The organism is Xenorhabdus mauleonii, from assembly GCF_900113945.1.
Classification (GTDB): domain Bacteria; phylum Pseudomonadota; class Gammaproteobacteria; order Enterobacterales; family Enterobacteriaceae; genus Xenorhabdus; species Xenorhabdus mauleonii.
Genome location: NZ_FORG01000010.1, coordinates 65530 through 87965, shown reverse-complemented (window position 1 = coordinate 87965; position 22436 = coordinate 65530). Strand labels below are relative to the sequence as shown.

Annotated in this window: 19 protein-coding genes; 9 read left to right on the top strand and 10 right to left on the bottom strand. The window is 42.8% G+C overall.

Annotated elements, in window-relative coordinates; genetic code table 11:
- Nucleotides 1–6: 6 nt before the first annotated feature.
- The 4 genes from aceE to ampD all read right to left on the bottom strand — a co-directional run bounded on the left by aceE (nucleotide 7) and on the right by ampD (nucleotide 5682).
- Complete coding sequence (gene aceE / locus BM100_RS11415; RefSeq protein WP_092511022.1) at nucleotides 7–2670, bottom strand: pyruvate dehydrogenase (acetyl-transferring), homodimeric type; 2664 nt, start codon at nucleotides 2668–2670, stop codon at nucleotides 7–9.
- Between the two features lie 233 nt (nucleotides 2671–2903).
- Complete coding sequence (gene pdhR / locus BM100_RS11410) at nucleotides 2904–3668, bottom strand: pyruvate dehydrogenase complex transcriptional repressor PdhR (RefSeq protein WP_092511020.1); 765 nt, start codon at nucleotides 3666–3668, stop codon at nucleotides 2904–2906.
- A 611-nt stretch (nucleotides 3669–4279) separates the two neighbouring features.
- Nucleotides 4280–5134 (bottom strand): beta-lactamase regulator AmpE, encoded by an 855-nt coding sequence (ampE, locus tag BM100_RS11405; protein WP_092511018.1) that lies wholly within the window; start codon nucleotides 5132–5134, stop codon nucleotides 4280–4282.
- Entirely contained in the window at nucleotides 5131–5682 is a 552-nt protein-coding gene (gene ampD, locus BM100_RS11400) for a 1,6-anhydro-N-acetylmuramyl-L-alanine amidase AmpD (protein WP_092511016.1), read from the bottom strand. The genes ampE and ampD overlap by 4 nt, the downstream gene beginning before the upstream one ends.
- Before the next feature lie 337 nt (nucleotides 5683–6019).
- Here ampD and ppdD point away from each other — a divergent pair, with 337 nt between their 5' ends.
- The 6 genes from ppdD to yacG all read left to right on the top strand — a co-directional run bounded on the left by ppdD (nucleotide 6020) and on the right by yacG (nucleotide 11007).
- Nucleotides 6020–6442, top strand: coding sequence for a prepilin peptidase-dependent pilin (gene ppdD / locus BM100_RS11395; protein WP_092511014.1), 423 nt, complete (start codon nucleotides 6020–6022; stop codon nucleotides 6440–6442).
- Between the two features lie 54 nt (nucleotides 6443–6496).
- A complete protein-coding gene (gene gspE, locus BM100_RS11390) occupies nucleotides 6497–8056 on the top strand; it encodes a type II secretion system protein GspE (protein ID WP_092511012.1) in 1560 nt (519 codons plus the stop codon).
- A complete protein-coding gene (gene hofC, locus BM100_RS11385; protein WP_092511010.1) occupies nucleotides 8053–9252 on the top strand; it encodes a protein transport protein HofC in 1200 nt (399 codons plus the stop codon). Before gspE ends, hofC begins: the two co-directional genes overlap by 4 nt.
- Nucleotides 9253–9398: 146 nt before the next feature.
- Entirely contained in the window at nucleotides 9399–10022 is a 624-nt protein-coding gene (gene coaE / locus BM100_RS11380) for a dephospho-CoA kinase (protein WP_092511008.1), read from the top strand.
- Entirely contained in the window at nucleotides 10015–10773 is a 759-nt protein-coding gene (gene zapD / locus BM100_RS11375) for a cell division protein ZapD (RefSeq protein ID WP_092511006.1), read from the top strand. The genes coaE and zapD overlap by 8 nt, the downstream gene beginning before the upstream one ends.
- 36 nt (nucleotides 10774–10809) lie before the next feature.
- Entirely contained in the window at nucleotides 10810–11007 is a 198-nt protein-coding gene (yacG, locus tag BM100_RS11370; RefSeq protein WP_092511004.1) for a DNA gyrase inhibitor YacG, read from the top strand.
- A 100-nt stretch (nucleotides 11008–11107) separates the two neighbouring features.
- Here yacG and mutT read toward each other — a convergent pair whose 3' ends face one another.
- Nucleotides 11108–11512, bottom strand: coding sequence for an 8-oxo-dGTP diphosphatase MutT (mutT, locus tag BM100_RS11365; protein ID WP_092511002.1), 405 nt, complete (start codon nucleotides 11510–11512; stop codon nucleotides 11108–11110).
- Between the two features lie 239 nt (nucleotides 11513–11751).
- Here mutT and BM100_RS11360 point away from each other — a divergent pair, with 239 nt between their 5' ends.
- Nucleotides 11752–13353 carry an ATP-binding cassette domain-containing protein gene (locus BM100_RS11360; RefSeq protein WP_092511000.1) on the top strand — a complete coding sequence of 534 codons (1602 nt, stop codon included), beginning with the start codon at nucleotides 11752–11754 and terminating at the stop codon, nucleotides 13351–13353.
- A 456-nt stretch (nucleotides 13354–13809) separates the two neighbouring features.
- Nucleotides 13810–14625 (top strand): orotidine-5'-phosphate decarboxylase, encoded by an 816-nt coding sequence (pyrF, locus tag BM100_RS11355; protein ID WP_092510998.1) that lies wholly within the window; start codon nucleotides 13810–13812, stop codon nucleotides 14623–14625.
- Between the two features lie 229 nt (nucleotides 14626–14854).
- On the opposite strand, the gene secA is transcribed toward pyrF, so the two are convergent.
- On the bottom strand, nucleotides 14855–17563 hold the full coding sequence (gene secA / locus BM100_RS11350) for a preprotein translocase subunit SecA (protein WP_092510996.1): 2709 nt from the start codon (nucleotides 17561–17563) through the stop codon (nucleotides 14855–14857).
- 83 nt (nucleotides 17564–17646) lie between these two features.
- A complete protein-coding gene (gene secM, locus BM100_RS11345; protein ID WP_092510994.1) occupies nucleotides 17647–18201 on the bottom strand; it encodes a secA translation cis-regulator SecM in 555 nt (184 codons plus the stop codon).
- 37 nt (nucleotides 18202–18238) lie between these two features.
- Between secM and BM100_RS11340 the strand changes: the two genes are divergently transcribed.
- Nucleotides 18239–18775, top strand: coding sequence for a DUF721 domain-containing protein (locus BM100_RS11340; protein ID WP_092510992.1), 537 nt, complete (start codon nucleotides 18239–18241; stop codon nucleotides 18773–18775).
- A 137-nt stretch (nucleotides 18776–18912) separates the two neighbouring features.
- Here the strand turns inward: BM100_RS11340 and lpxC are convergent, their stop codons facing one another.
- The 3 genes from lpxC to ftsA form a co-directional block, all read right to left on the bottom strand.
- Nucleotides 18913–19830: a UDP-3-O-acyl-N-acetylglucosamine deacetylase gene (gene lpxC, locus BM100_RS11335; protein WP_092510990.1), complete on the bottom strand. Its 918-nt coding sequence runs from the start codon at nucleotides 19828–19830 to the stop codon at nucleotides 18913–18915.
- Nucleotides 19831–19929: 99 nt separating this feature from the next.
- Entirely contained in the window at nucleotides 19930–21093 is a 1164-nt protein-coding gene (ftsZ, locus tag BM100_RS11330; RefSeq protein WP_092510988.1) for a cell division protein FtsZ, read from the bottom strand.
- Nucleotides 21094–21159: 66 nt separating this feature from the next.
- The gene (gene ftsA / locus BM100_RS11325; protein WP_092510986.1) at nucleotides 21160–22416 is read right to left on the bottom strand and encodes a cell division protein FtsA; all 1257 of its coding nucleotides are present in this window, start codon (nucleotides 22414–22416) and stop codon (nucleotides 21160–21162) included.
- Nucleotides 22417–22436: the final 20 nt, after the last annotated feature.

The window sequence follows — 22436 nt, the reverse complement described above, 5'->3', positions numbered from 1 at the left end:
TACCTCTTATGCCAGACGTGGGTTAACTTTTTCTGGGTTGATGTTGTATTTAGTGATCGCTTCTTCAACCACTTTCACATCAATTTCGCCACGTTTAGCCAATTCACCCAGAGCTGCAACAACCACGTAAGAAGCATCAACTTCGAAGTGATGACGCAAGTTTTCACGGCTGTCAGAACGACCGAAACCATCAGTACCCAATACACGGAATTCGCTTGCAGGAACAAAGTTACGTACTTGTTCTGCGAACAGTTTCATGTAATCGGTTGAAACAACTGCTGGTGCTTCGTTCATGATCTGAGCAATGTAAGGAACGCGAGGCTGTTCTGATGGGTGCAGCATGTTCCAACGTTCACAATCCTGACCTTCGCGAGCCAGTTCAGTGAAGGACGTTACGCTGTATACGTCAGAACCAATACCGTATTCATCAGACAGGATCTTCGCTGCTTCACGAACATGACGCAGGATAGAACCAGAACCCAACAACTGAACTTTGCCTTTTCCGCCTTCCAAGCTTTCCAGCTTGTAGATACCTTTACGGATACCTTCTTCAGCGCCTGCTGGCATTGCTGGCATGTGGTAGTTTTCGTTCAGAGTCGTGATGTAGTAGTAGATGTTTTCTTGTTTCTCACCATACATGCGATCCAGACCGTCATGCATGATAACAGCCACTTCATAAGCGAATGCTGGGTCATAAGAGATACAGTTAGGGATAGTCAGAGACTGAATGTGGCTGTGACCATCTTCATGCTGCAAGCCTTCACCGTTCAGAGTCGTACGACCAGAAGTACCACCAACCAAGAAGCCACGAGCCTGTTGGTCACCCGCAGCCCAGCACAGATCACCGATACGCTGGAATCCGAACATGGAGTAGTAAATGTAGAACGGAATCATTGGCAGGTTGTTGGTGCTGTAAGAAGTTGCAGCAGCCAGCCAAGATGAAGCAGCGCCCAGTTCGTTGATACCTTCTTGCAGGATCTGACCTTTTGCGTCTTCTTTATAGTATGCAACCTGCTCACGGTCTTGCGGAGTATACTGCTGACCATTCGGGCTGTAGATACCGATTTGGCGGAACAGACCTTCCATACCGAAAGTACGTGCTTCATCAGCGATGATTGGAACCAGACGATCTTTGATCGAATTGTTCTTCAGCATGATGTTCAGTGCACGAACGAAAGCGATAGTAGTAGAAATTTCTTTGGATTGTTCTTCCAGCAAAGAGCTGAAATCTTCCAGAGCTGGGATTTCCAGTTTTTCGTCGAAGTTAACACGACGGCTTGGCAAGTAACCACTCAGTGCATTACGACGCTCATGCAGATATTTAGATTCTTCAGAGTCTTTGTCGAAAGTCACGAATGGCAAATCATTGATTTGCTCATCAGATACAGGCACATTGAAACGATCACGGAACAGACGAACGCCTTCCATGTTCATTTTCTTAACTTGGTGAGCAATGTTTTTACCTTCAGCAGTATCACCCATACCGTAACCTTTAATGGTCTGAGCCAGGATTACAGTTGGTTTGCCGGTAGTTTGCTGAGCTTTGGTCAGTGCAGCGAAAACTTTCTTAGGATCGTGACCACCACGATTCAGAGACCAGATTTCGTCATCAGTCATGTCTTTGACTAATGCAGCAGTTTCTGGGTAACGACCGAAGAAATGCTCACGAACATAAGCGCCATTTTTAGACTTGAATGTCTGATAGTCGCCATCCAGAGTTTCGTTCATCAACTGGATCAGCTTACCGCTGGTGTCTTTACGCAGCAGTGCATCCCAACGCTCACCCCACAGGACTTTCAGTACCTGCCAGCCAGCGCCGTCGAAGATGCCTTCCAGTTCGTTAACGATTTTGCCGTTACCAGTAACTGGGCCATCCAGACGTTGCAAGTTACAGTTGATGATAAATACCAGGTTATCCAGTTTTTCACGAGTTGCGATAGTGATCGCACCCTTGGATTCTGGCTCATCCATTTCACCGTCGCCCAAGAAAGCGTAAACGGTTTGTTTAGACGTATCTTTCAGACCACGATTTTCCAGATATTTCAGGAATTTAGCCTGATAGATAGCGGAAATTGGCCCCAAGCCCATAGAAACAGTTGGGAACTGCCAGAAGTCAGGCATCAGTTTTGGATGCGGGTAAGAAGACAGACCTTTACCACCGATTTCCTGACGGAAATTGTTCATCTGCTCTTCAGTCAGACGGCCTTCAAGGAACGCACGAGCGTAGATACCCGGAGAAATGTGGCCCTGGAAGTAAACCAAGTCACCGCCATCATTTTCATTGCGAGCGCGGAAGAAATGGTTAAAACAAACTTCATAAACAGTAGCGGAAGACTGGAATGATGCCATGTGTCCGCCCAGTTCCAGATCTTTTTTAGATGCACGCAGAACGGTCATCACTGCATTCCAACGAATAGCAGAACGAATACGGCGCTCTAAGTCCAGGTTACCTGGATAAGCTGGCTCATCTTCGACAGGAATGGTGTTGATATAATCACGGCTTGCAGCGCCTGCGGCAACACTAACGCCACCTTTACGAGCTTCATTCAAAACCTGATCAATCAGGAACTGAGCACGCTCAACACCTTCTTCACGGATGACCGATTCGATCGCCTGCAACCAATCGCGAGTTTCGATCGGATCCACGTCATTTTTCAAAATATCTGACATGGTGTATTCCTTATCTGTTATCTATTTCTAATGATTGTTGGAGCCTATCTTCTGGTCATACCTTTTGACGACAGCCCGTTATGACCGGAAGATAGGCCCTGCTATATGTTGCTGCTAAAACTCTTGGATAAAGAGTTCACAAACTGTACAAACGCAGCAGTCAGGATTTGTACAGCTAAGTTTAGAGCCTACCCATCAAGGAATTTGATTTATAAAGCCCAAGGGACAGGCTCTTATTCCTGATGTTGCTGGAGCCGCCTCAATGAACGTTCACGACGCGTCTGTTCACGAGTCAGATCCAATAAAACTTCTTCAATAAAGGCCAAGTGACGATGAGAAGCCTCACGGGCTTTTTCCGGTTCTCTTGCCATAATCGCGTGGAAAATTTCAGCTCGATGAGAACTGACAGCCGCCAGCATCTCTTTACGGGTATAGATGAATTCGAAATTGCGCCTGATATTTTGTTCTAACATTGGGACCATACAGCGCAATAAATGCAGCAATACCACGTTATGAGCGGCTTCCGTTACAACAAGCTGATATTGCAAGACAGCATCAGATTCCGCATTCACATCGCCGCTTTGTTGTGCCTCTTGGATAGCAAAATGGCTTTGCTCAATACGTTTAAAATCTTCATCCGTTCCTCTCAGGGCGGCATAATAAGCGGCAACCCCTTCCAGCGCGTGTCGCGCTTCGAGAAGATCGAACTGAGATTCTTGATTCTCTGCAATGAGTTGGGCAAGTGGATCGCTGAAACTTTGCCACAGATTATTCTGCACGAAAGTTCCTCCCCCTTGACGACGGAAAAGAAAGCCTTTGGCTTCCAATTTTTGAATGGCTTCACGCAATGAAGGGCGTGATACTTCGAACTGTTTCGCCAGCTCACGCTCAGGCAGCAGCTTTTCTCCCGGGCGAAGCGAGCCTTCAAGAATGAGCTGCTCAAGACGCTGCTCAATCACATCTGATAACTTTGGTTGGCGAATCTTGCTATAGGCCATATCTGCTGTAAGCCATTCAATGAGTAAATGTTGCTTCGGACTATGCCCTGTTTACCTAAGCCTCGCAGCCTGAATTATAGCCAGCAAGCCAAAAATAACAAGACCGGAGTCAATTGGTAATACCAATTTAGAATACAGGGTCTTAAAGTAACAAAGTATTCACTAGCTGTCTATAAAGACCTTGAGGCAAATCATAAAAATCTGCAAATTTTAACAAATTATTTTAATTTTTATTAGAAAATTATAACTAGAGGGGATTTTTTAGGCAGAAAATCTGATGGGATTTAACGTTTGAATAACCCGTTTATGCTATAAAAACTCGCGATCATTACGCACTAGTACCATATATGTGCTGCACCATATACGCACTACCACCATAACCGCGAGTTATCGGTAATAATAAATATCAGCAAAGTTGATGTGTTTTATAAATTACCATTTTGTTTATTACGCGTGAATTAATGTAATGCTGATAATAAACTGCCAGGGACTTATTAAAATCAATCATCTTTATATGTAATGATAACAATTAAAGTATTAACTACCCCTGATAAATCCCCACATAATACTTCAAATAAAGTCATCCATAACACATCATATAATTTAATATATTAAATCAATGCCCCATAAATTGTTAATAATGCAACAATAATCACAATCGTAAATGTCGCTTTTTTAGCTAGCCTTACGGCTACGGCAGGCGTTTCCAACACATTGAGATGAGGCGATTTACTTAATGCAAATTGAGCCAACTGGCTGACCACTTTATATTGTGACGTGCGAAAATCAGTGAGTGAAGCGATCCAAGCCGGTAAAGCTTTTTCACCATGACCCAATAAAGCATAAGCAATACCTGCCAAACGTGCAGGAAGCCAATCCAGCCAGTGCAATATGCCATCAACACCAGATTGCGCCCGCTGTACCGCCGTTGCGTGTTGTGCCAGCCATCCTTGATAAGCTCTGAGGCAGCTATACCCCATCAAAATAGCAGGGCCAAATTTCCCTAATACAACTAACCAAAAAATCGGCGCGAGATAATAACGAAAATTTATCCAGATTAAAGCGTTTTGAATTTCGCGCAGTTGCTCATCTTTTGTATTGTCAGGTGTTGTTCCCTGTATCATGGTTAAGTGAAAAAGATGCTGTCTTTGCTGTTCGGGATCTTCATGACGCACGGCCTGAAGATAGCCACGGTAGTTATTACGTAACTCGCCAGCACCTATGCATAACAAGCTGATGATAATACCGAGCAAAATTGCTGGAATCCCAAAAGCCACCGAGTAGAAAAAGGCCATGAGTTTCCATGTCAAAAACATGACCAAAAAGGCCACGCCCAAACTACTCCACAGAGAATATGTTTTTATTCTGGCAAAAAGCGGCGCTAAATAACGCTCCAACTGCCAATGGTTTCCCATCTTAAAGACGCGTTCCCATGCCAATATTAACAATAAAATAAAGAGAGTCATTGAGTTAACTCCTTCAATAGTTGCTGATAATGTTCCCAATAAAAATAAGGCCCGGGATCGGTTTTCCTGTCCGGTGCAATATCACTGTGCCCTGTAATGTTGCCCTGTATACCAGGATATTGGCTAATAAGCAGCTGAGTTATGTTAGCTAAACTTACGTACTGAGTTTCCATGAACGCCTCATAATCAGTACCTTCCAGTTCAATGCCTATCGAAAAATCATTACATTTCTCACGGCCACAGTAAGAAGAAATTCCGGCATGCCATGCCCTTTTATTGAAAGGAACATACTGTACAATTTCTCCATCACGGCGAATTAAGCAATGTGCAGAGACACGCAAATGCTTGATTTCATCAAAGAAGGGGGCATCATTCGGATTTAGGGTGCCCATAAATAATTGATCAATATAAGAACCACCAAACTTTCCGGGAGGCAAGCTGATGTTATGAATAACCAGTAGTGATGGGATCTCACCCTCTGGGCGCAAGTCACAATGTGGAGAAACGACTTTCTTTGCGACATCAATCCAACCATCATGCAACTTCATCTATTGTCCCCTTATCTGTCAATATCACGATTTTCATATCGATGCCGATAGGCTTTTACCCAGTGAAATATCACTTTTTACAGTGTAACAGCTTAACACTTCCACTCTAAAAATATCTTCCACTGTTTTTTATTTGCAAACAAACTCGAAAAACCTTTTGCAATAAATGTAACACAAGATTATTTCCTTGAAACTGTTCCATAAAAATCACTAATACTATTTTATTTTCTGCCATTTTCTTCATGCTTATTTACATCGGTATTTTATCGTTAACACCACCCAATTTAGTTAAATAAAATTAAGCACTAGAAACTGTATGTAAAAGGAAAAAAGAAGTATGAACCAGCAAGGATTTACATTAATAGAAGTGATGGTTGTAATGGCGATTGTCGCTATTCTTGGTGCGATAGGCATTCCCAGTTATCAAGGATATATTCAAAAAGCAGCCTTGACCGATATGCTGCAAGCTATTGTGCCTTATAAATCCGGCATCGAACTCTGTCGTTTTGAAAATGAAAGTTATAAGGATTGTAATTCTGGGCAACTTTCCATTCCCTCGGGTCACAACAGCCGATATATCAATTCAATATCCGTAAAAGATGGTGAAATAACCCTCTCTGGCAAACAAAATCTCAGCGGTCTCAATGCTATTTTAAAACCTTCCCAAGAGTCTAAAACAGGCATCACTCAATGGAAAATCACCTGTGAGTCTAAAAATGAATCATTAAAATTGAAATGTCAGGAAACCTTGAAGTTTTGAAAAATAATTGGAGTGACAAATAACAATCAATAAACAAATAAAGAGAAAAATACCATGATAGACAAGGAAGATATCTTAATGGAAAAAGAAATAAAAGAACTCTGCCAAAAACATCAATCAATTATTGTAAATATTGACCATCACGCTATTACTATTGCCTGTAGCAAAACACCTAATGAGGATTTTATAGCTGCACTGCGTTTTATTTCTGGCTTAATTGTAAATATCGCTATTTGGCCTCAGGCCAAAATAGAATCCATGTTAACGAAAGTCATTTTGACACAATCTCAGCAACCAAAAGAAAGCTCGTTGAATTTGGAAGGGAATTATTGCACGGAGAATGATAATGAGGAGCCTTATCGTATCGAAAAACTGAATGTTAATTCATCTGACCATAATTCAATACAGCTCAACGACATCCAAGATGAAGATATTGATACGCCTGTTATTCAGTTAATCAATCAAACAATATCAACCGCAATCCAGAAAAGAGCATCTGACATTCACTTTGAACCTTCTCAGCATGGTTACCAAATACGCATTCGTGTTGATGGAATATTGCATACTATGCAAACACCGCCTCCTCAAATGAATACCAGTATTCCTGCCCGATTAAAAATCATGGCAAAACTTAATATTGCCGAAAAACGCCAGCCACAAGATGGGCAATTTGATTGGAATGGCAGTAAAAGCAGCTATGCCATACGTATATCAACATTATCGACATTGCATGGGGAAAAAGTAGTCCTGCGTATTTTAAATACCATACACCAATTATCTTTGGAACAACTGGGGCTGGCTGATTCACAATTGAGCTTATTAAAGCAAAAAATCCATTTGCCACAAGGTATGATTTTAGTCACAGGCCCAACCGGTAGCGGGAAAACAGTCACCCTGTATAGCTGCCTGCAATATTTAAACCAAACCAAAAAGAACATTTGCAGTGTCGAAGATCCCGTTGAAATTCCTCTCAATGGCATTAACCAGACACCTGTAAATAACAAGATAGGCCTCGATTTTGCTAAAGTGCTCAGGGCACTATTACGGCAAGATCCCGACATTATCATGGTTGGTGAAATTCGTGACAATGAAACCGCCGATATATCAATGAAAGCAGCACAAACTGGGCACTTAGTCTTATCAACACTACATACCAATTCCACCATTGATACCTTGTCCCGTTTGCAAAATTTGGGCATCTCTGGCTATACCATTTCTTCATGCGTGAAATTGATTATTGCCCAAAGGCTGGTTCGCAAACTCTGCCCCCACTGCCGCCAGCAAGATATCACTTCGACTCTTATTCCTGATGCGCTTGATAACGCCGGAATCTCTTCCACAGAAACCTCTTCCACCTTAGCAATAAAAAAATGGATTGCGGTTGGCTGTGATCACTGTTTTTCTGGCTATTATGGCAGGACAGCCATTTATGAATTCCTCGAAATCAAGCCTGAATCTCAACAAGCACCGGCAAGCAATCTGGCTGCCAACCTCTCACATTTGTTTGCACCACAGCAAAATTCAACACTCTTTTCAGCAGGTCTGGCATTAGTGGAAAAAGGAATAACTACACTTGAAGAGATTTATCAGATCACAGGTTATGAATCTGTATGAACATAGAATTTATTTATCGATGGCAAGCCATTAACAATAAAGGAAAAGTGATAACCGGTGAGAGTATCGGCCACAGTAAAAAGAGTATATTCAGGCAATTAAGCCACCTTGAACTCCAACCCTATGCCATTAAATGCCACAAAATCATTCAATACAGTGAAAAAGAAATCGCTTATCGACTGCATTTCATTCATCAACTCAGCACATTGCTGACATCGGGCATCCCCCTTTTGCGGGGGCTGTCTATCTTATTGCAAGATTGCAAACTTGATCTCTGGCGCTGTGTATTAACAGATATCATGCAGAAAATTAGCCAAGGGGAGCCATTTTCGGCAGCATTGGGACATTATCCAAAATTATTTTCCCCTTTACTCTGTCAGATCATCGCCGTTGGAGAACAAACCGGGCAGCTTGAAAGCTGCTGCCAATTAATCATTGACCAATTACAACAGCAAAATACCTTACAAAAGAAAATACAAAAAGCTTATCGCTACCCGTTGATTGTTGCTTTTATCACCTTACTAGTGGTTATTCTCATGCTGGTTTTTGTTTTGCCCGAATTCCGGCAAGTTTATTCTTCATTTAATGCCACCTTACCCTTGCTAACTCAGTGGGTTTTATCGGGTTCTGACCTTTTTGTTAACTATGGCGCATTAATATTAATACTTATATTTATATGCCTAATGAGTTACCTATGGTTACGCAATCGCTTTCCGGTATTGCAAATAAAAGAAAAAATACTTTTGCTTAAATTACCTCTTTTCAAACAACTTACAATTTATCAGCAAACTAATCAGATCTTTCATATCCTATTCATGACACAGAAAGCAGGGTTACCTCTCACAACAGGATTGAAATGTGCTCTAAGTGCCACAAACCATCCTGTTTTTATGACTGGGATCAAAATGTTGCATACAGAGCTGCTACAAGGAATACCAATGAGTGATACCTTAAAAAAAGCGACATGCTTTCCTTCGTTATGCCAGCAATTTGTCGCCATAGGTGAAGAATCAGGGGAGCTAGAGTTGTTTTTATTTAATCTTGCAAAATGGTATCAAGAAAAATCCATTAACCTTGCTGATAATTTAGTTCAATTACTTGAACCCTTATTGATGCTGATAATGGCATCAGTGGTCGGTTTATTATTACTGGCTATGTATTTGCCTATTTTCCAATTGGGCACAATACTGGCATAAACAAGTAATTCACATATTTCATTAGCGCTTTTTCATTAGCTATTTATCAAGGATGCAAAGCAGGGATTATATGTGTTTGTTTATAGCCCATCAGCCTCCCTTGAGTTACAATTTAATTATGCTATCGAAATATTTTAAGGGATAGAATGACTTATATTGTTGCGCTTACAGGTGGAATTGGTAGCGGTAAAACGACTATCTCTAATGTATTTTCATCCCTTGGTGTCCCTATTGTGGATGCAGATATCATCGCCAGAGACGTTGTTGCTCCTGGCACTCCAGCGTTACAGGCAATCTCAGAGCACTTCGGCTCTGACATATTATTGCTCGATGGCAACCTCAACCGCGCTCAGCTGCGCCAAAAAGTGTTTACTTCCCCGGAAGAAAAGCAGTGGCTCAATGCTCTGTTACATCCACTGATACAAGCAGAAACTCAGCGACAACTAAAGCAAATCACTGCCCCATACGCCATTTGGGTGGTTCCCCTGTTGATTGAAAATGATTTAGCAAACCGGGCAGATCGTATTTTAGTCGTTGATGTTTCACCAGAAGAACAAATTAGCCGAACAATGGCCCGTGATGGTGTCAGTCGTCAGCAAGTCGAAAATATTCTGGCTGCACAGGCCAACCGACACGCTCGGCTGGAAAAAGCGGATGATGTCATTTTGAATCAACACAGCGAACAAGATATTGCCTCCCGTGTGGTTGAGTTACATCAGCAATATTTAAAACAAGCAAAATCAGTCAGACAGGAAAATCATAATGAGTGATGTAGCCTCTACTATTATTTTTGAACATCCGCTCAATGAAAAAATGCGTTCATGGTTAAGAATTGAGTCTTCACTACAGCAATTGGAAAAGCAGCGTCATTTGGATTCTCAAGCAAGCAGCCTGTCTTTTTTCCGTACAATCGCTGAATTAATTGAGATCCTGGAGCGTGGAGAAGTCCGTTCTGAATTATTGAAAGAGCTGGATCGCCAACAAGCAAAACTAAAACTGTGGCTCGGCGCTCCCAATGCTGATACAGCTATGATTAACAATTTGACACAACAGCTCAAAGAACGCAGCCTCGCCTTGCATCAAGCGCCCAGGCTCAGCCAATATATCAAGGAAGATCGGATTATTAGTATGGTACGTCAAAGACTCAGCATTCCCGGTGGTTGCTGTAGTTTTGATTTGCCAACATTGCACCTGTGGTTGCATTTGCCACAGTCCGTCAGAGATGACTCCGTCAAGGTTTGGCTAGATAGCTTGCACCCATTGCAACAAGCACTGGAAAGCATTCTGGAGTTAATACGTCACTCGGCAGTTTTTACCCCTAAAATCAGCCACAATGGTTTTTATCAGGGAAATGCAGATGAAGCCGATCTGCTGAGATTAAAGTTAAATGTCGATACGAACGCTTTGGTTTACCCACAAGTTTCCGGTTATAAAACACGTTTTGCTATCCGTTTCTTACCTATGGATAGTGAACATGGCATAGTACCCGCCCATTTGGAATTTGAATTAGCCTGCTGCTAATATAACCCCTGAAGTAAGCATGGGAAGGAAAATAAGATGCCTGAAGTATTGACTGTCGAATGCCCAACATGCGGCAACACTGTGGTATGGGGCGAAATCAGCCCACACCGTCCATTTTGCAGCAAACGCTGCCAATTGATCGACTTAGGTGAATGGGCCAGCGAAGAGAAGAAAATACCGAGCCAAAGCGATAGTGCAGAAAATGACAGTTGGAGTGAAGAACCTGAACTGTGATATCGCTTAATTCACATCGCAGCAACACAGGGTTTATTTGGTGTAGCTGCGATGTGAACATCCCCTGATGGGGTAATACATGGAAAAGAATACCAGCCTATTAATCGATGCTGTCCTTAGTCAATAAAGACACAATGCTACGGTTTGCAGGTGGAAATTCATCTGCAATTAATTCTGATTGCAAAACCCAGCGATAAGGCTGCCCTTCCCTGCCAAATGGGTCGTTTTTCCATTCATCAACGAGGAAAAAGTAAAGTGTGATATTTCTGTCCGGAAAATCATGTGTGATGGTATCCAATAACTCACTGTGAGTTACTTCAATTCCGACCTCTTCTTTTAACTCTCTAATCAATGCTTGTTCTGGAGTTTCTCCCTGTTCAAGTTTCCCGCCGGGAAATTCCCAAAAGCCACCCATATGTGAATCAGCACTGCGCTGAGTAATAAAAATTTCATTATTGTTATTTTTAATAACGCCCGCTGCAATACGCAGATATTTTTTTTCCATAATGATTTATCTTGCTGTTTATTATTCAATCTATGTGATTATATCTTGAAGATTACATTAAAATTAGCTTAAATCGCAAACGTGTATTTTATTTAATATGCAATCAACCCACCTCATCCGGAACTTTTCCATGTAATACACCAAGATACCTTGCAATAAAAAACAAAAAATGACGCAACATATTAATTTATAAATAGTTGTAAAAAATGGTTATCTCGAAAAGGAAGGGCGCACAACTGATGCAATATGATACTCAAGCATTAATTGAAGCAAGGCAAATAACCTATCAATTTTCAGGTGAAGCCACTCCCCTATTTTCTGACATTGATATGTTTTTAAGTGCGGGGCAACACGCCCTGATAGGGCGTAATGGAATTGGTAAATCTTGGCTGGCATCAATATTGGCACAACAAACTCCTCCCACTGAGGGGAGTGTGAAACATTTTTGTGATGTTGGCTATTTGTCACAAGGTTTAGCCTCTTTTACAGGGAATGTCTCAGACATGCTTGGCTTGACCAAAATTATGCATGCCAATGAACGCGTTCTTGCAGGTATTGGGGATGCCGAAGATTTTGACATCATGGAAGGTAATTGGGATTGGCAATTTCAGGTAGATTCGTTGCTGGCAGAGGGGGAACTTAACCAAAATATATTGAACCAACCTTTTGATTCGCTCAGTGGCGGAGAACAAACCCGGATCAGATTATTGGCACGAAAACAACAAGGCGCCGGTTTTATGATTCTAGATGAACCAACCAATCACCTTGACCGACAAGGACGCCTTTGGTTGGCTCAATGGCTTGGTACATTTAGTGGGGGAATATTGCTGGTAACCCATGATACCCAACTATTACAGCATGTTTCCGTTGTTTATGAACTCAGTGGGTTGGGATTATCACGCAGTACAGGTGGTTGGGAAACTTGGTTAGAAAGTAGAGAACAGCTTCGCTTGGGTATCCAGCGCGAAGTGGATCAAACCCAAAAAAATCTGAAACAAGCCCTGCGGGATAAACAAAAAGATCATGAAAAGACCAGTAAACGACTGAGCCAAGGTAAGCATCGGCGGGAAAATGCCAATCAAGCCAAATTGCTTCTCGATCGCGAACTGGAGCGTTCAGGTGCTACGTTATCGCGGCAAGCCAAACTGCACGAAGAACGAATACAAAGAAAAACTTCACAAGCCACAGATGCCAGAACAAAGCTGGAAATTATCGATCCTTTGTCAATTGCTGTCGCCACCCCACAGACCGCTACAGCCCCCCTACTTTACCTACAAGATGTTATCTTACCTTTTGGCTCAAATGTTCCGATTAGCTTAACCATCAATAACGGTGATCGTCTTGCTATTGTTGGCAAGAACGGCAGCGGAAAATCAACCTTACTCAAAGTGATGGCGGGTTTTCTTTCTCCCAAGCAAGGGACTTGCCGTGTAACATCGTCACATCGTCTTATGGATCAACATTTTTCGTTCCTTGATAAAAACCAGTCCGCGCTGCACAACTTTCAATTACAGTCTCCGGGATGGGCAGAAGATCTGTATCGCACTCGTTTGGCACAATTGCGCATTCGCGGTGAAGAAGCGCTAAAGCCTGTCGGCTACCTCAGTGGAGGGGAGCAGCTTAAAGTTGCATTGGCTTGCCTGTTCTGTGGGCCATATGCACCAGCGTTACTGCTGTTGGATGAACCAGATAACCATCTGGACATTGAATCCAGGGAATTGTTACAAAAAGCATTGCATGATTATACTGGAGCAATGATACTTATTTCCCATGATGATCAATTTATTAAAAATGTAGGCAATATGCAGGAATTGTTCCTAAGACATTCAAACGAAGAATGAAATGAGCACTACTGCCAAATTTTGCCTCATAAATTATCGCCAACGGCCATTCCGTTGGCTTTTTTATGCTGATGACTGAATAAAATTGAAAGTAATTACTCACATTTTTTAATGTCATTAGATATCATTTAAAGATTTACCATTATATACCCTATTAACTCCAAGTTTCAGGAAGCAACGTATTATCATCCCGCGTCGCGGGATGAGAATACATACACCTTGAAGTACGACGCGTATAAATAAATTGGATACATAACCTTTAAATTATTATTTAACTGGAAATAAAAACCAAACATATCTATCATTATTTTCTGAAAAAAAGAAACAAAAACCAAATCATGTTAGCAGTTTATTATAATATATTTTCCATAAAGAATAATTTCATTATAAACCTTCTAACATATAATCCTGTCATTAATTATTGATAAATGTTTTTATATTTATAATTGAGGAATTATGAATTTTTTAGACAAAATCAATGACTCATCCGATAAAAATAATTCTCTGCTTTGCATCGGTATAGATCCTATAAACGATAAATTACCTAAACATTTTAGAAACACCGAAAATGGATATTTTGAATTCAGTAAGAAGATAATTGATTCCACTCATGATTTAGTCTGTGCATATAAGCCACAGATTGCCCATTTTTCATCAGTTGGCAAAGAATATGAACTCGAAAAGATTATCAATTACATCAAAACCAATTACCCTGACATCCCTATTATCCTTGATGCAAAACGTGGTGATATCGGCAGTACAGCAGAACAATATGCGAAAGAAAGCTTCGAAAGGTATGGCGTTGATGCTGTTACAATCAACCCTTATCTTGGTTTCGATTCCTTAAAACCATTTTTAGATTATAAGGACAAGGGCATTATATTACTGTGCAGGACGTCAAACCCCGGTGCAGTAAATATCCAAGATCTACTTGTTGATGGTGAACCTTTATATAAAAGGGTTGCGTCCTTGATAGTTAATGAATGGAATTATAATAATAATTGCCTCGCTGTCGTCGGCGCAACTTGGCCCACTCAAATGAAAGAAATCCGAGATATAGCAAAAAACATTGTTTTCTTAGTTCCGGGAGTTGGTACACAAGGCGGGTCAATTAAGGATTTGGTTATTAACGGAAAGAACGAAGCTGGAAAAGGGTTAATAATAAGTAGCTCTCGCTCTATTCTTTATGCATCACAAGATGAATTCAATTTCTCAGATAAAGCCAGGCAAGCAGCTAAAGAAATTAGGGATAATATCAATTTATATCGGTAAATATTAATTAGTTACACAATAGAGGATGAAAGTATCGCATATCACTACTCGCCATTGCCTTATCGATAAATTATTTTTTGGCCGTCCTAAATAATCACCAAGTTGAAAGCACGGTAGTTATATTCCAAGTATTATGAATGCGATTAAGATACTGAACAGTGCCAGTGGTAAGAGAAATAACTCTATCTTGTTATTTCATCCACCACTGGCATCATATTTCAGATTTTAATTATAAGCGGCCGTGGCAATGCTTATATTTTTTACCAGAACCACATGGACAAGGATCGTTACGACCAACTTTGCGCTCCCCTGCTGCCATTTGTGCTTCCGCTTCTGACATCAATGCCCCCTGCTCAACCTCATGGCTCAGATGCTGCTTTCTTGCCAGACGTTCAGCTTCTTCACGACGTTGTTGTTCAAGCGCTTCAACTTCTTCCGGCATCCGGACTTGAACTTTACTCAAGGTGCTAATGACTTCATATTTCAGTGATTCCAGCATGTTGGCAAACATGGAGAAGGATTCACGTTTGTATTCCTGTTTCGGATCTTTTTGTGCATAGCCACGCAGATGAATACCCTGACGCAGATAATCCATTGCCGCCAAATGTTCTTTCCACAGTGTATCCAAAGTTTGCAGCATGATGCCTTTTTCAAAGTTACGCATCATTTCTGCACTCACCACTTCTTCTTTCTGCTTATAAACCGCAATGGCTTGCTCAAGAATACGCTCACGCAGCGTTTCTTCATGCAATTCCGGTTCTTTATCCAACCATTCTTTAATAGGCAGATCCAGATCGAAATCGTTGACCAGTCTTTCCTGCAATCCTTCAACATCCCACATTTCTTCCAGAGATTGTGGTGGGATATAAGCATCTATCGTTGTCTTGAAAACATCTTCACGAATGTTGGAAATGGTTTCGCTAACGTCGCTGACATCAAGCAAGTCGTTACGTTGAGCATAAATCGCACGACGCTGATCATTGGCAACATCATCGTATTCCAGCAATTGCTTACGAATATCAAAGTTGCGGCTCTCTACCTTACGCTGGGCATTGGCAATCGCTTTAGTTACCCATGGATGTTCAATTGCTTCACCCGGTTTCATGCCCAATTTACGCATCATTCCTGCAACACGGTCGGAAGCAAATATGCGCATCAGGGAGTCTTCCATTGAGAGATAGAAGCGTGAAGAACCTGCATCCCCCTGACGACCAGCACGGCCACGTAATTGGTTATCAATACGGCGTGATTCATGGCGTTCCGTACCAATAATATGCAAACCACCTGCCGCCAATACAGCATCATGGCGCTCTTGCCATGCAGCTTTGATTTTTTCGATTTGTTCTTCGTCAGGCTCTTGCAGCTTGGCAATTTCAGACTGCCAGCTTCCGCCCAACATGATATCTGTACCACGTCCCGCCATGTTGGTTGCAATGGTTACTGTCCCCGCTTGACCAGCTTGGGCAATAATGTCGGCTTCCATTGCGTGGAATTTTGCGTTCAAAACATTATGTGCAATGCCTGCTTTAGTTAACGCGTTAGAAACCAGTTCCGATTTCTCAATCGAGATTGTTCCCACCAATACAGGTTGACCGCCGGTGGTACGTTCTTTGATATCTTCAATGATGGCTTCAATTTTTTCCGCCTCTGTCATGTACACCAGATCGGATAAATCTTTACGGATCATTGGACGGTTTGTCGGAACAACGATGGTATCCAATTTATAAATGGAGCTGAATTCAAAGGCTTCAGTGTCAGCTGTTCCCGTCATGCCCGCCAATTTTTCATAAATGCGGAAATAGTTCTGGAATGTAATTGATGCCAATGTCTGGTTTTCATTCTGGATCTCGACACCTTCTTTGGCTTCCACTGCCTGATGCAAGCCATCAGACCAGCGACGCCCTTGCATGGTACGCCCGGTGTGTTCATCAACAATGATGACTTCGCCATCTTTGACAATGTAGTCTACATCGCGAGTGAACAGAGCATGAGCACGCAGGGCAGCTGTGACATGGTGCATCAACATGATGTTGGTCGGTGAGTATAAAGATTCACCTTCTTCCATGAGATTGGCATCTACCAGCAATTCTTCAATCAGTATTAAGCCACGTTCGGTTAGGTTAACTTGACGTGTTTTTTCATCAACGGAGAAATGCCCTTCGCCTTGGAATGTGTCTGAATCCTCTTTTTCTTGGCGAACCAGTTTTGGGATCAGTTTATTCACTTTGATATATAACTCAGAGCTGTCTTCCGCAGGCCCTGAAATGATCAAAGGGGTACGCGCTTCATCGATAAGAATGGAGTCAACCTCATCCACTAACGCATAATGCAGTTTGCGTTGCACTCGCTCTTCCGGGCTGAATGCCATGTTATCGCGCAGATAATCGAAACCATATTCGTTATTGGTTCCGTAAGTAATATCTGCGGCATAGGCTGCACGTTTTGCCGGTGCTGGCATCCCCGGCAGGTTAATTCCTACGCTCATGCCAAGGAATTCAAACAGTGGTCGGTTATTTTCAGCATCACGCTGTGCCAGATAGTCGTTCACAGTAACAACATGAACGCCCCGACCGCTTAACGCGTTCAGATATGCAGGCAGTGTCGCTGTCAGCGTTTTACCTTCACCTGTGCGCATCTCTGCGATACAACGTTCATTCAGCACCATGCCGCCCAATAGCTGTACATCAAAGTGACGCATGCCAAATACACGCTTACTCGCTTCACGCACAGTCGCAAAAGCTTCTGGCAGGATTTTTTCCAGTGATTCACCTTCTTTCAGGCGAGCACGAAATTGATCTGTTTTTGCTTTCAGTTCATCATCAGAGAGCTTTTCAAAATCCGGCTCCATGCGGTTGATAACATCAACCACTTTGCGCAAACGGCGCAAGGTTCGGTCATTACGGCTACCAAAAATTTTTGTTAATAATTTAATCAGCATAATTCGTATTTCTCAGACAGGGCCACTGTTGTATGTAGCCAATCACTCATGTTTTAAATGACTTATTCGATAAGACAAAAGCATTAAAGTAGAAATAAATGATTGGCTATTGGCCCCGCCCTGATCCCTTGAATCTGGGCGACCCAAAGTGCTGTATTATGGGTATCAGGAATAACATCGGCCACCAGAGAAACATCAGCAATAATGTCATTGAATGGTGTTGATGTATGGGTCAACATAGCATGCAACGTATCCAACATAAGTTGTTGCATGGATGGAGAGGAAATTTGTGAGCTTTCTTTTGTTTCTTCGCATCTAACAGGTTCTGTGATAGAAAAAGCAAAAGAAAGCTGACGAATTACATTACGAACAGCATGTTGATGCCAATAATTTAAATACGTTGCGGGCTGACGCTGAACGCTTTTTAGTTGGAATAGGTGTAATTGAAACAATTGTTCAAATGAAGGGAGCGCCTGATTTTGGTTTTCTTGGCTGGATGAAGTATTTGTATGGGGAAGGCTTTCCACTACTCCAGCAAAAACGGTAGGAACACCAATACCTGTAGCAACCATGCCCAGTAAAAGGTGAGACCAAAAATAACGCCTACCAAATTGTCGCCAAAGATTTAAAATACTCATTAATCCTTCATTAATAAATACTGGAACTGCCTTTATTATGCGAGATAGCCGCCCACAATCACTGGATGCGCTGTTTGAAGATGCCGCATCTGTTGGGAAAACCCCTCTTCAAGCCATTCAGAAACATGCCATCGCGCTATTGAAACTCAATCGAGCTGTTCTCAGCTTACTTCCAGCACAGTTGCACCCATGGTGCAGAGTCGCCAATTATCGCAAACAAATTCTGGTACTGGAAGCAGGAAATGCCAGTTGGATGACCCGACTCCGTTATGAAATACCTGTTTTGCTTTCAACCCTGAGAAGCGAAATTCTACCATCTTTATCTTCGATCGACATAAAGATAAATCCATCATTAATGGTTAAGTGTAATAATAATGCGCAAGGTTTCACAAAATCATCAAGCAACGCTTCTGATAATGATAATAAGAAATTGCCAAAGCGCCAATTGACACATGAAAGTGCAGAAACATTAATTATGCTAGCTGAACGTAGCCCAGAGAAACTGAAAAAGAGGTTAGAACGATTGGCTGCGCTGGCCGGAGAGGGTACCAGTACAGCCAAGAAGAAGCGCTAACGCTGAATGAAACACATCAGCGAAAGGAGCGTAATAGATAACATAACCCACTGATGTATCATAAGGATGCTCTCAACGTCCTTCACCAAGACACATGTAATATCAATACATGTGCCAGTAAATGCACACGTTAGCTTTTATGCCAACACCAATGACGGAGCACGGAAAGCCAGAGGCATTTCAGCTTCATCTTCGAATGTGACAAATTCCCAAGCACTTTCTTGCGCCAAAACCGCTTGCAGCAGTTTGTTGTTCAATGCATGACCAGACTTGTACGCGGTGAAAGCGCCAATGATGTTATAGCCACACATAAACAGATCGCCAATGGCATCAAGCATCTTATGACGGACGAATTCGTCGTCGAAACGCAGGCCATCTTCGTTGAGTACGCGATAATCATCCACCACAATCGCACAATCAAAGCTGCCGCCAAGGCACAAACCTTGAGATTGTAAGTACTCAATGTCGCGCATAAAACCAAAGGTACGCGCACGGCTAATCTGGCGAACAAATGAATCGGCAGAGAAATCCAAGCTATAGCGCTGCGAGCGGGAATCAATTGCTGGGTGGTTAAAATCAATGGTAAAGTCCAGACTGAAACCGTTATATGGCGTCAATTCAGCCCATTTATCCCCATCTTCCACACGAACAACGTCTTTTATGCGTACGAATTTTTTCGCTACATTCAGTTCTTCAATACCCGCATCCAATAGCAGGAAAACAAATGGGCTGGCACTCCCGTCCATAATTGGGATTTCTGGCGCATCAACTTCAATAACAATGTTATCGATTCCCAAACCTGCCAAAGCAGCATTCAAGTGCTCAACTGTTGAAATTCGTACGTTATGCTCATTAACTAAACAAGTACAGAGCATAGTATCACGCACAGATTTGGCATCTGCCGGGAAATCTACCGGAGGATTCAAGTCAGTACGACGATAGATGACCCCGGTATTAGCCGGCGCTGGACGCATTGTCAGCGTGACTTTTTTACCGGTGTGCAAACCGACGCCGGTCGCTTGAACAATACGTTTTAATGTCCTTTGTTTGATCATCGTCTATATCTCGCAACGTTACTTATCCCACCAATCATTATAAAACATGATTGGCAGGATATTTTAGCACAAAAAGCGGAGAAACCAATTTTTTGATGATTAATCAGCCTGCTTACGCAAAAAAGCAGGAATATCGAGATAATCAGGCTCTTTGCTTGTATGTGCACTTTGGTCGTTTACGACTTTAGCTGCTGTTTTGCTTTCATCAGGCATTGAAGAAAGCCCACCAGGCATCTGCTGGTAACGGCGCTCCATTGTATTTGCCTGAGGTGCTTTGTTGTTGGTTACCAGCGTAATTTCTGGGCGTTTATCCATCCCGATACCAGTTGCCACAACAGTCACGCGCAGCTCATCGTTCATATCTGGATCCAGTGACGTACCGATAACAACCGTTGCATTGTCAGAAGCAAATGCACGGATTGTGTTACCAACCGTTTCAAATTCATCCAGACGCAGGTCAAAGCCCGCAGTAATGTTAACCAGAACACCACGCGCACCAGAAAGATCGATATCTTCCAACAATGGGCTGGAGATAGCCATTTCTGCTGCCTCTTCCGCGCGATCTTCGCCTTGCGCAATACCGGAGCCCATCATGGCGTAACCCATTTCAGACATTACGGTACGAACGTCAGCAAAGTCAACATTCATCAAGCCTGGGCGAGTGATCAGCTCAGCAATACCCTGAACTGCCCCTTTCAGTACATCATTCGCTGCACCGAATGCATCCAGCAAGGAGATACCGCGTCCCAGAACTTTCAATAATTTGTCATTTGGAATAGTGATCAATGAGTCCACGTGCTTGGACAATTCAGTGATCCCCTGTTCCGCAAATGCCATACGCTTTTTGCCTTCAAAATTGAATGGCTTAGTGACGACAGCAACGGTCAGGATCCCAAGTTCTTTGGCTATTTCAGCGACAACTGGTGCAGCACCTGTTCCTGTACCACCGCCCATACCAGCAGCGATGAATACCATGTCAGCCCCTTCCAGTGCAGTGCGCAGCGATTCGCGGTCTTCTTCCGCAGCAGTACGACCAACTTCAGGGTTTGCGCCCGCGCCTAATCCTTTTGTAATGCCGTTGCCAATCTGGATAGTCTGACCAACAGCTGTCTTACGCAGCGCTTGAGCATCCGTGTTAATCGCAAAGAAATCTACACCTTCAATGCGCTCACGCACCATATGCTCAACAGCATTACCGCCGCCGCCGCCGACGCCGATGACTTTAATCACCGCGTCGTTGGTTAATTCCAGTGGTTCAAACATAATTTCTCTCCGTTTTGTGCCTTTATATCGAGGCCGGCGATATTGTCGTAGCCTCTGTATAAAAAATCAAAATTCTTTTTTCAGCCAGGAGCTGACTTTCTTAAACCAGCCACCGACTGACGTTCTTTTATCGGCATCAGAATCTCCGCCAAGGTGGGATTCTTTGCCATAATGCAGAAGCCCGACTGCTGTTGAATAGCAAGGCTCCTGCACATAATCTGTCAGCCCAGTAATGTTCAGAGGCCGGCCGATGCGTACTTGGGTATGAAACACCCGCTGGGCACAATCGGCCAGACCATCAATTTGAGCTCCGCCACCTGTCAGGACAATCCCTGCCGCCAAGTGGTGTTTTACCCCCTGCTGACGTAATTGTTCTTGCAACCGCAAGATTTCTTCATTCACTAAATTCAGCAGTTCGGTATAACGAGGTTCAATAACCTCAGCCAGTGTCTGACGCTGCAAACTCCGGGGAGGACGACCTCCTACGCTTGGTACTTCTACACTCTCATCCTTGCTGACAATGGAACCCAATGCACATCCATGACGAACCTTGATGGTTTCAGCATCACTTGGAGGAGTACCAAACGCATAAGCGATATCACTGGTTACAACGTTACCTGCATACGGGATAACCTTGGTATGACGCAACGCGCCTCCGGTATATACGGCGATATCCATCGTGCCACCGCCGATATCCACAACACACACACCCAATTCGCGTTCATCTTCCGTCAATACCGCATAACTTGCTGCCAGTCCGGCAAAAATAAGTTGGTCAACTTTCAATCCACAGCGTTCAACAGCTTTTACGATGTTTTTCGCCATATCATTATGGCAGGTAATCAAGTGAACCTTTGCCTGCATACGCACGCCAGACAGCCCAACTGGATTTTTAATCCCTTCCTGATAATCAATCGCATATTCCTGTGGGATTACATGCAAAATACGGTGTTCATCACGAACACGAACCGATTTCGCTGTATGGACAACACTGTCCACGTCATCCTGCGTGACTTCTTCTTCTGAAATCGGCACCATGCCTATCTCGTTCTGGCAACTGATATGCTTGCCGGAAAGTGCCAAGTAGACTGAGGAAATCTGGCAATCTGCCATAAGTTCAGCCTGATCAATGGCTCGCTGTACACATTTAACGACCGATTCCAGATCGTTGACACCACCTTTATCCATGCCGCGAGATGGACAACTTCCTACTCCGATAATATTAACCATACCATCGGGCAGAATTTCACCAACCAGGGCAGATACTTTTGCTGTCCCGATTTCAAGGCCAACTACCAATTTTCTGTCCGTTGATTTGATCATCGTTATTCTGCCTGTCTCTG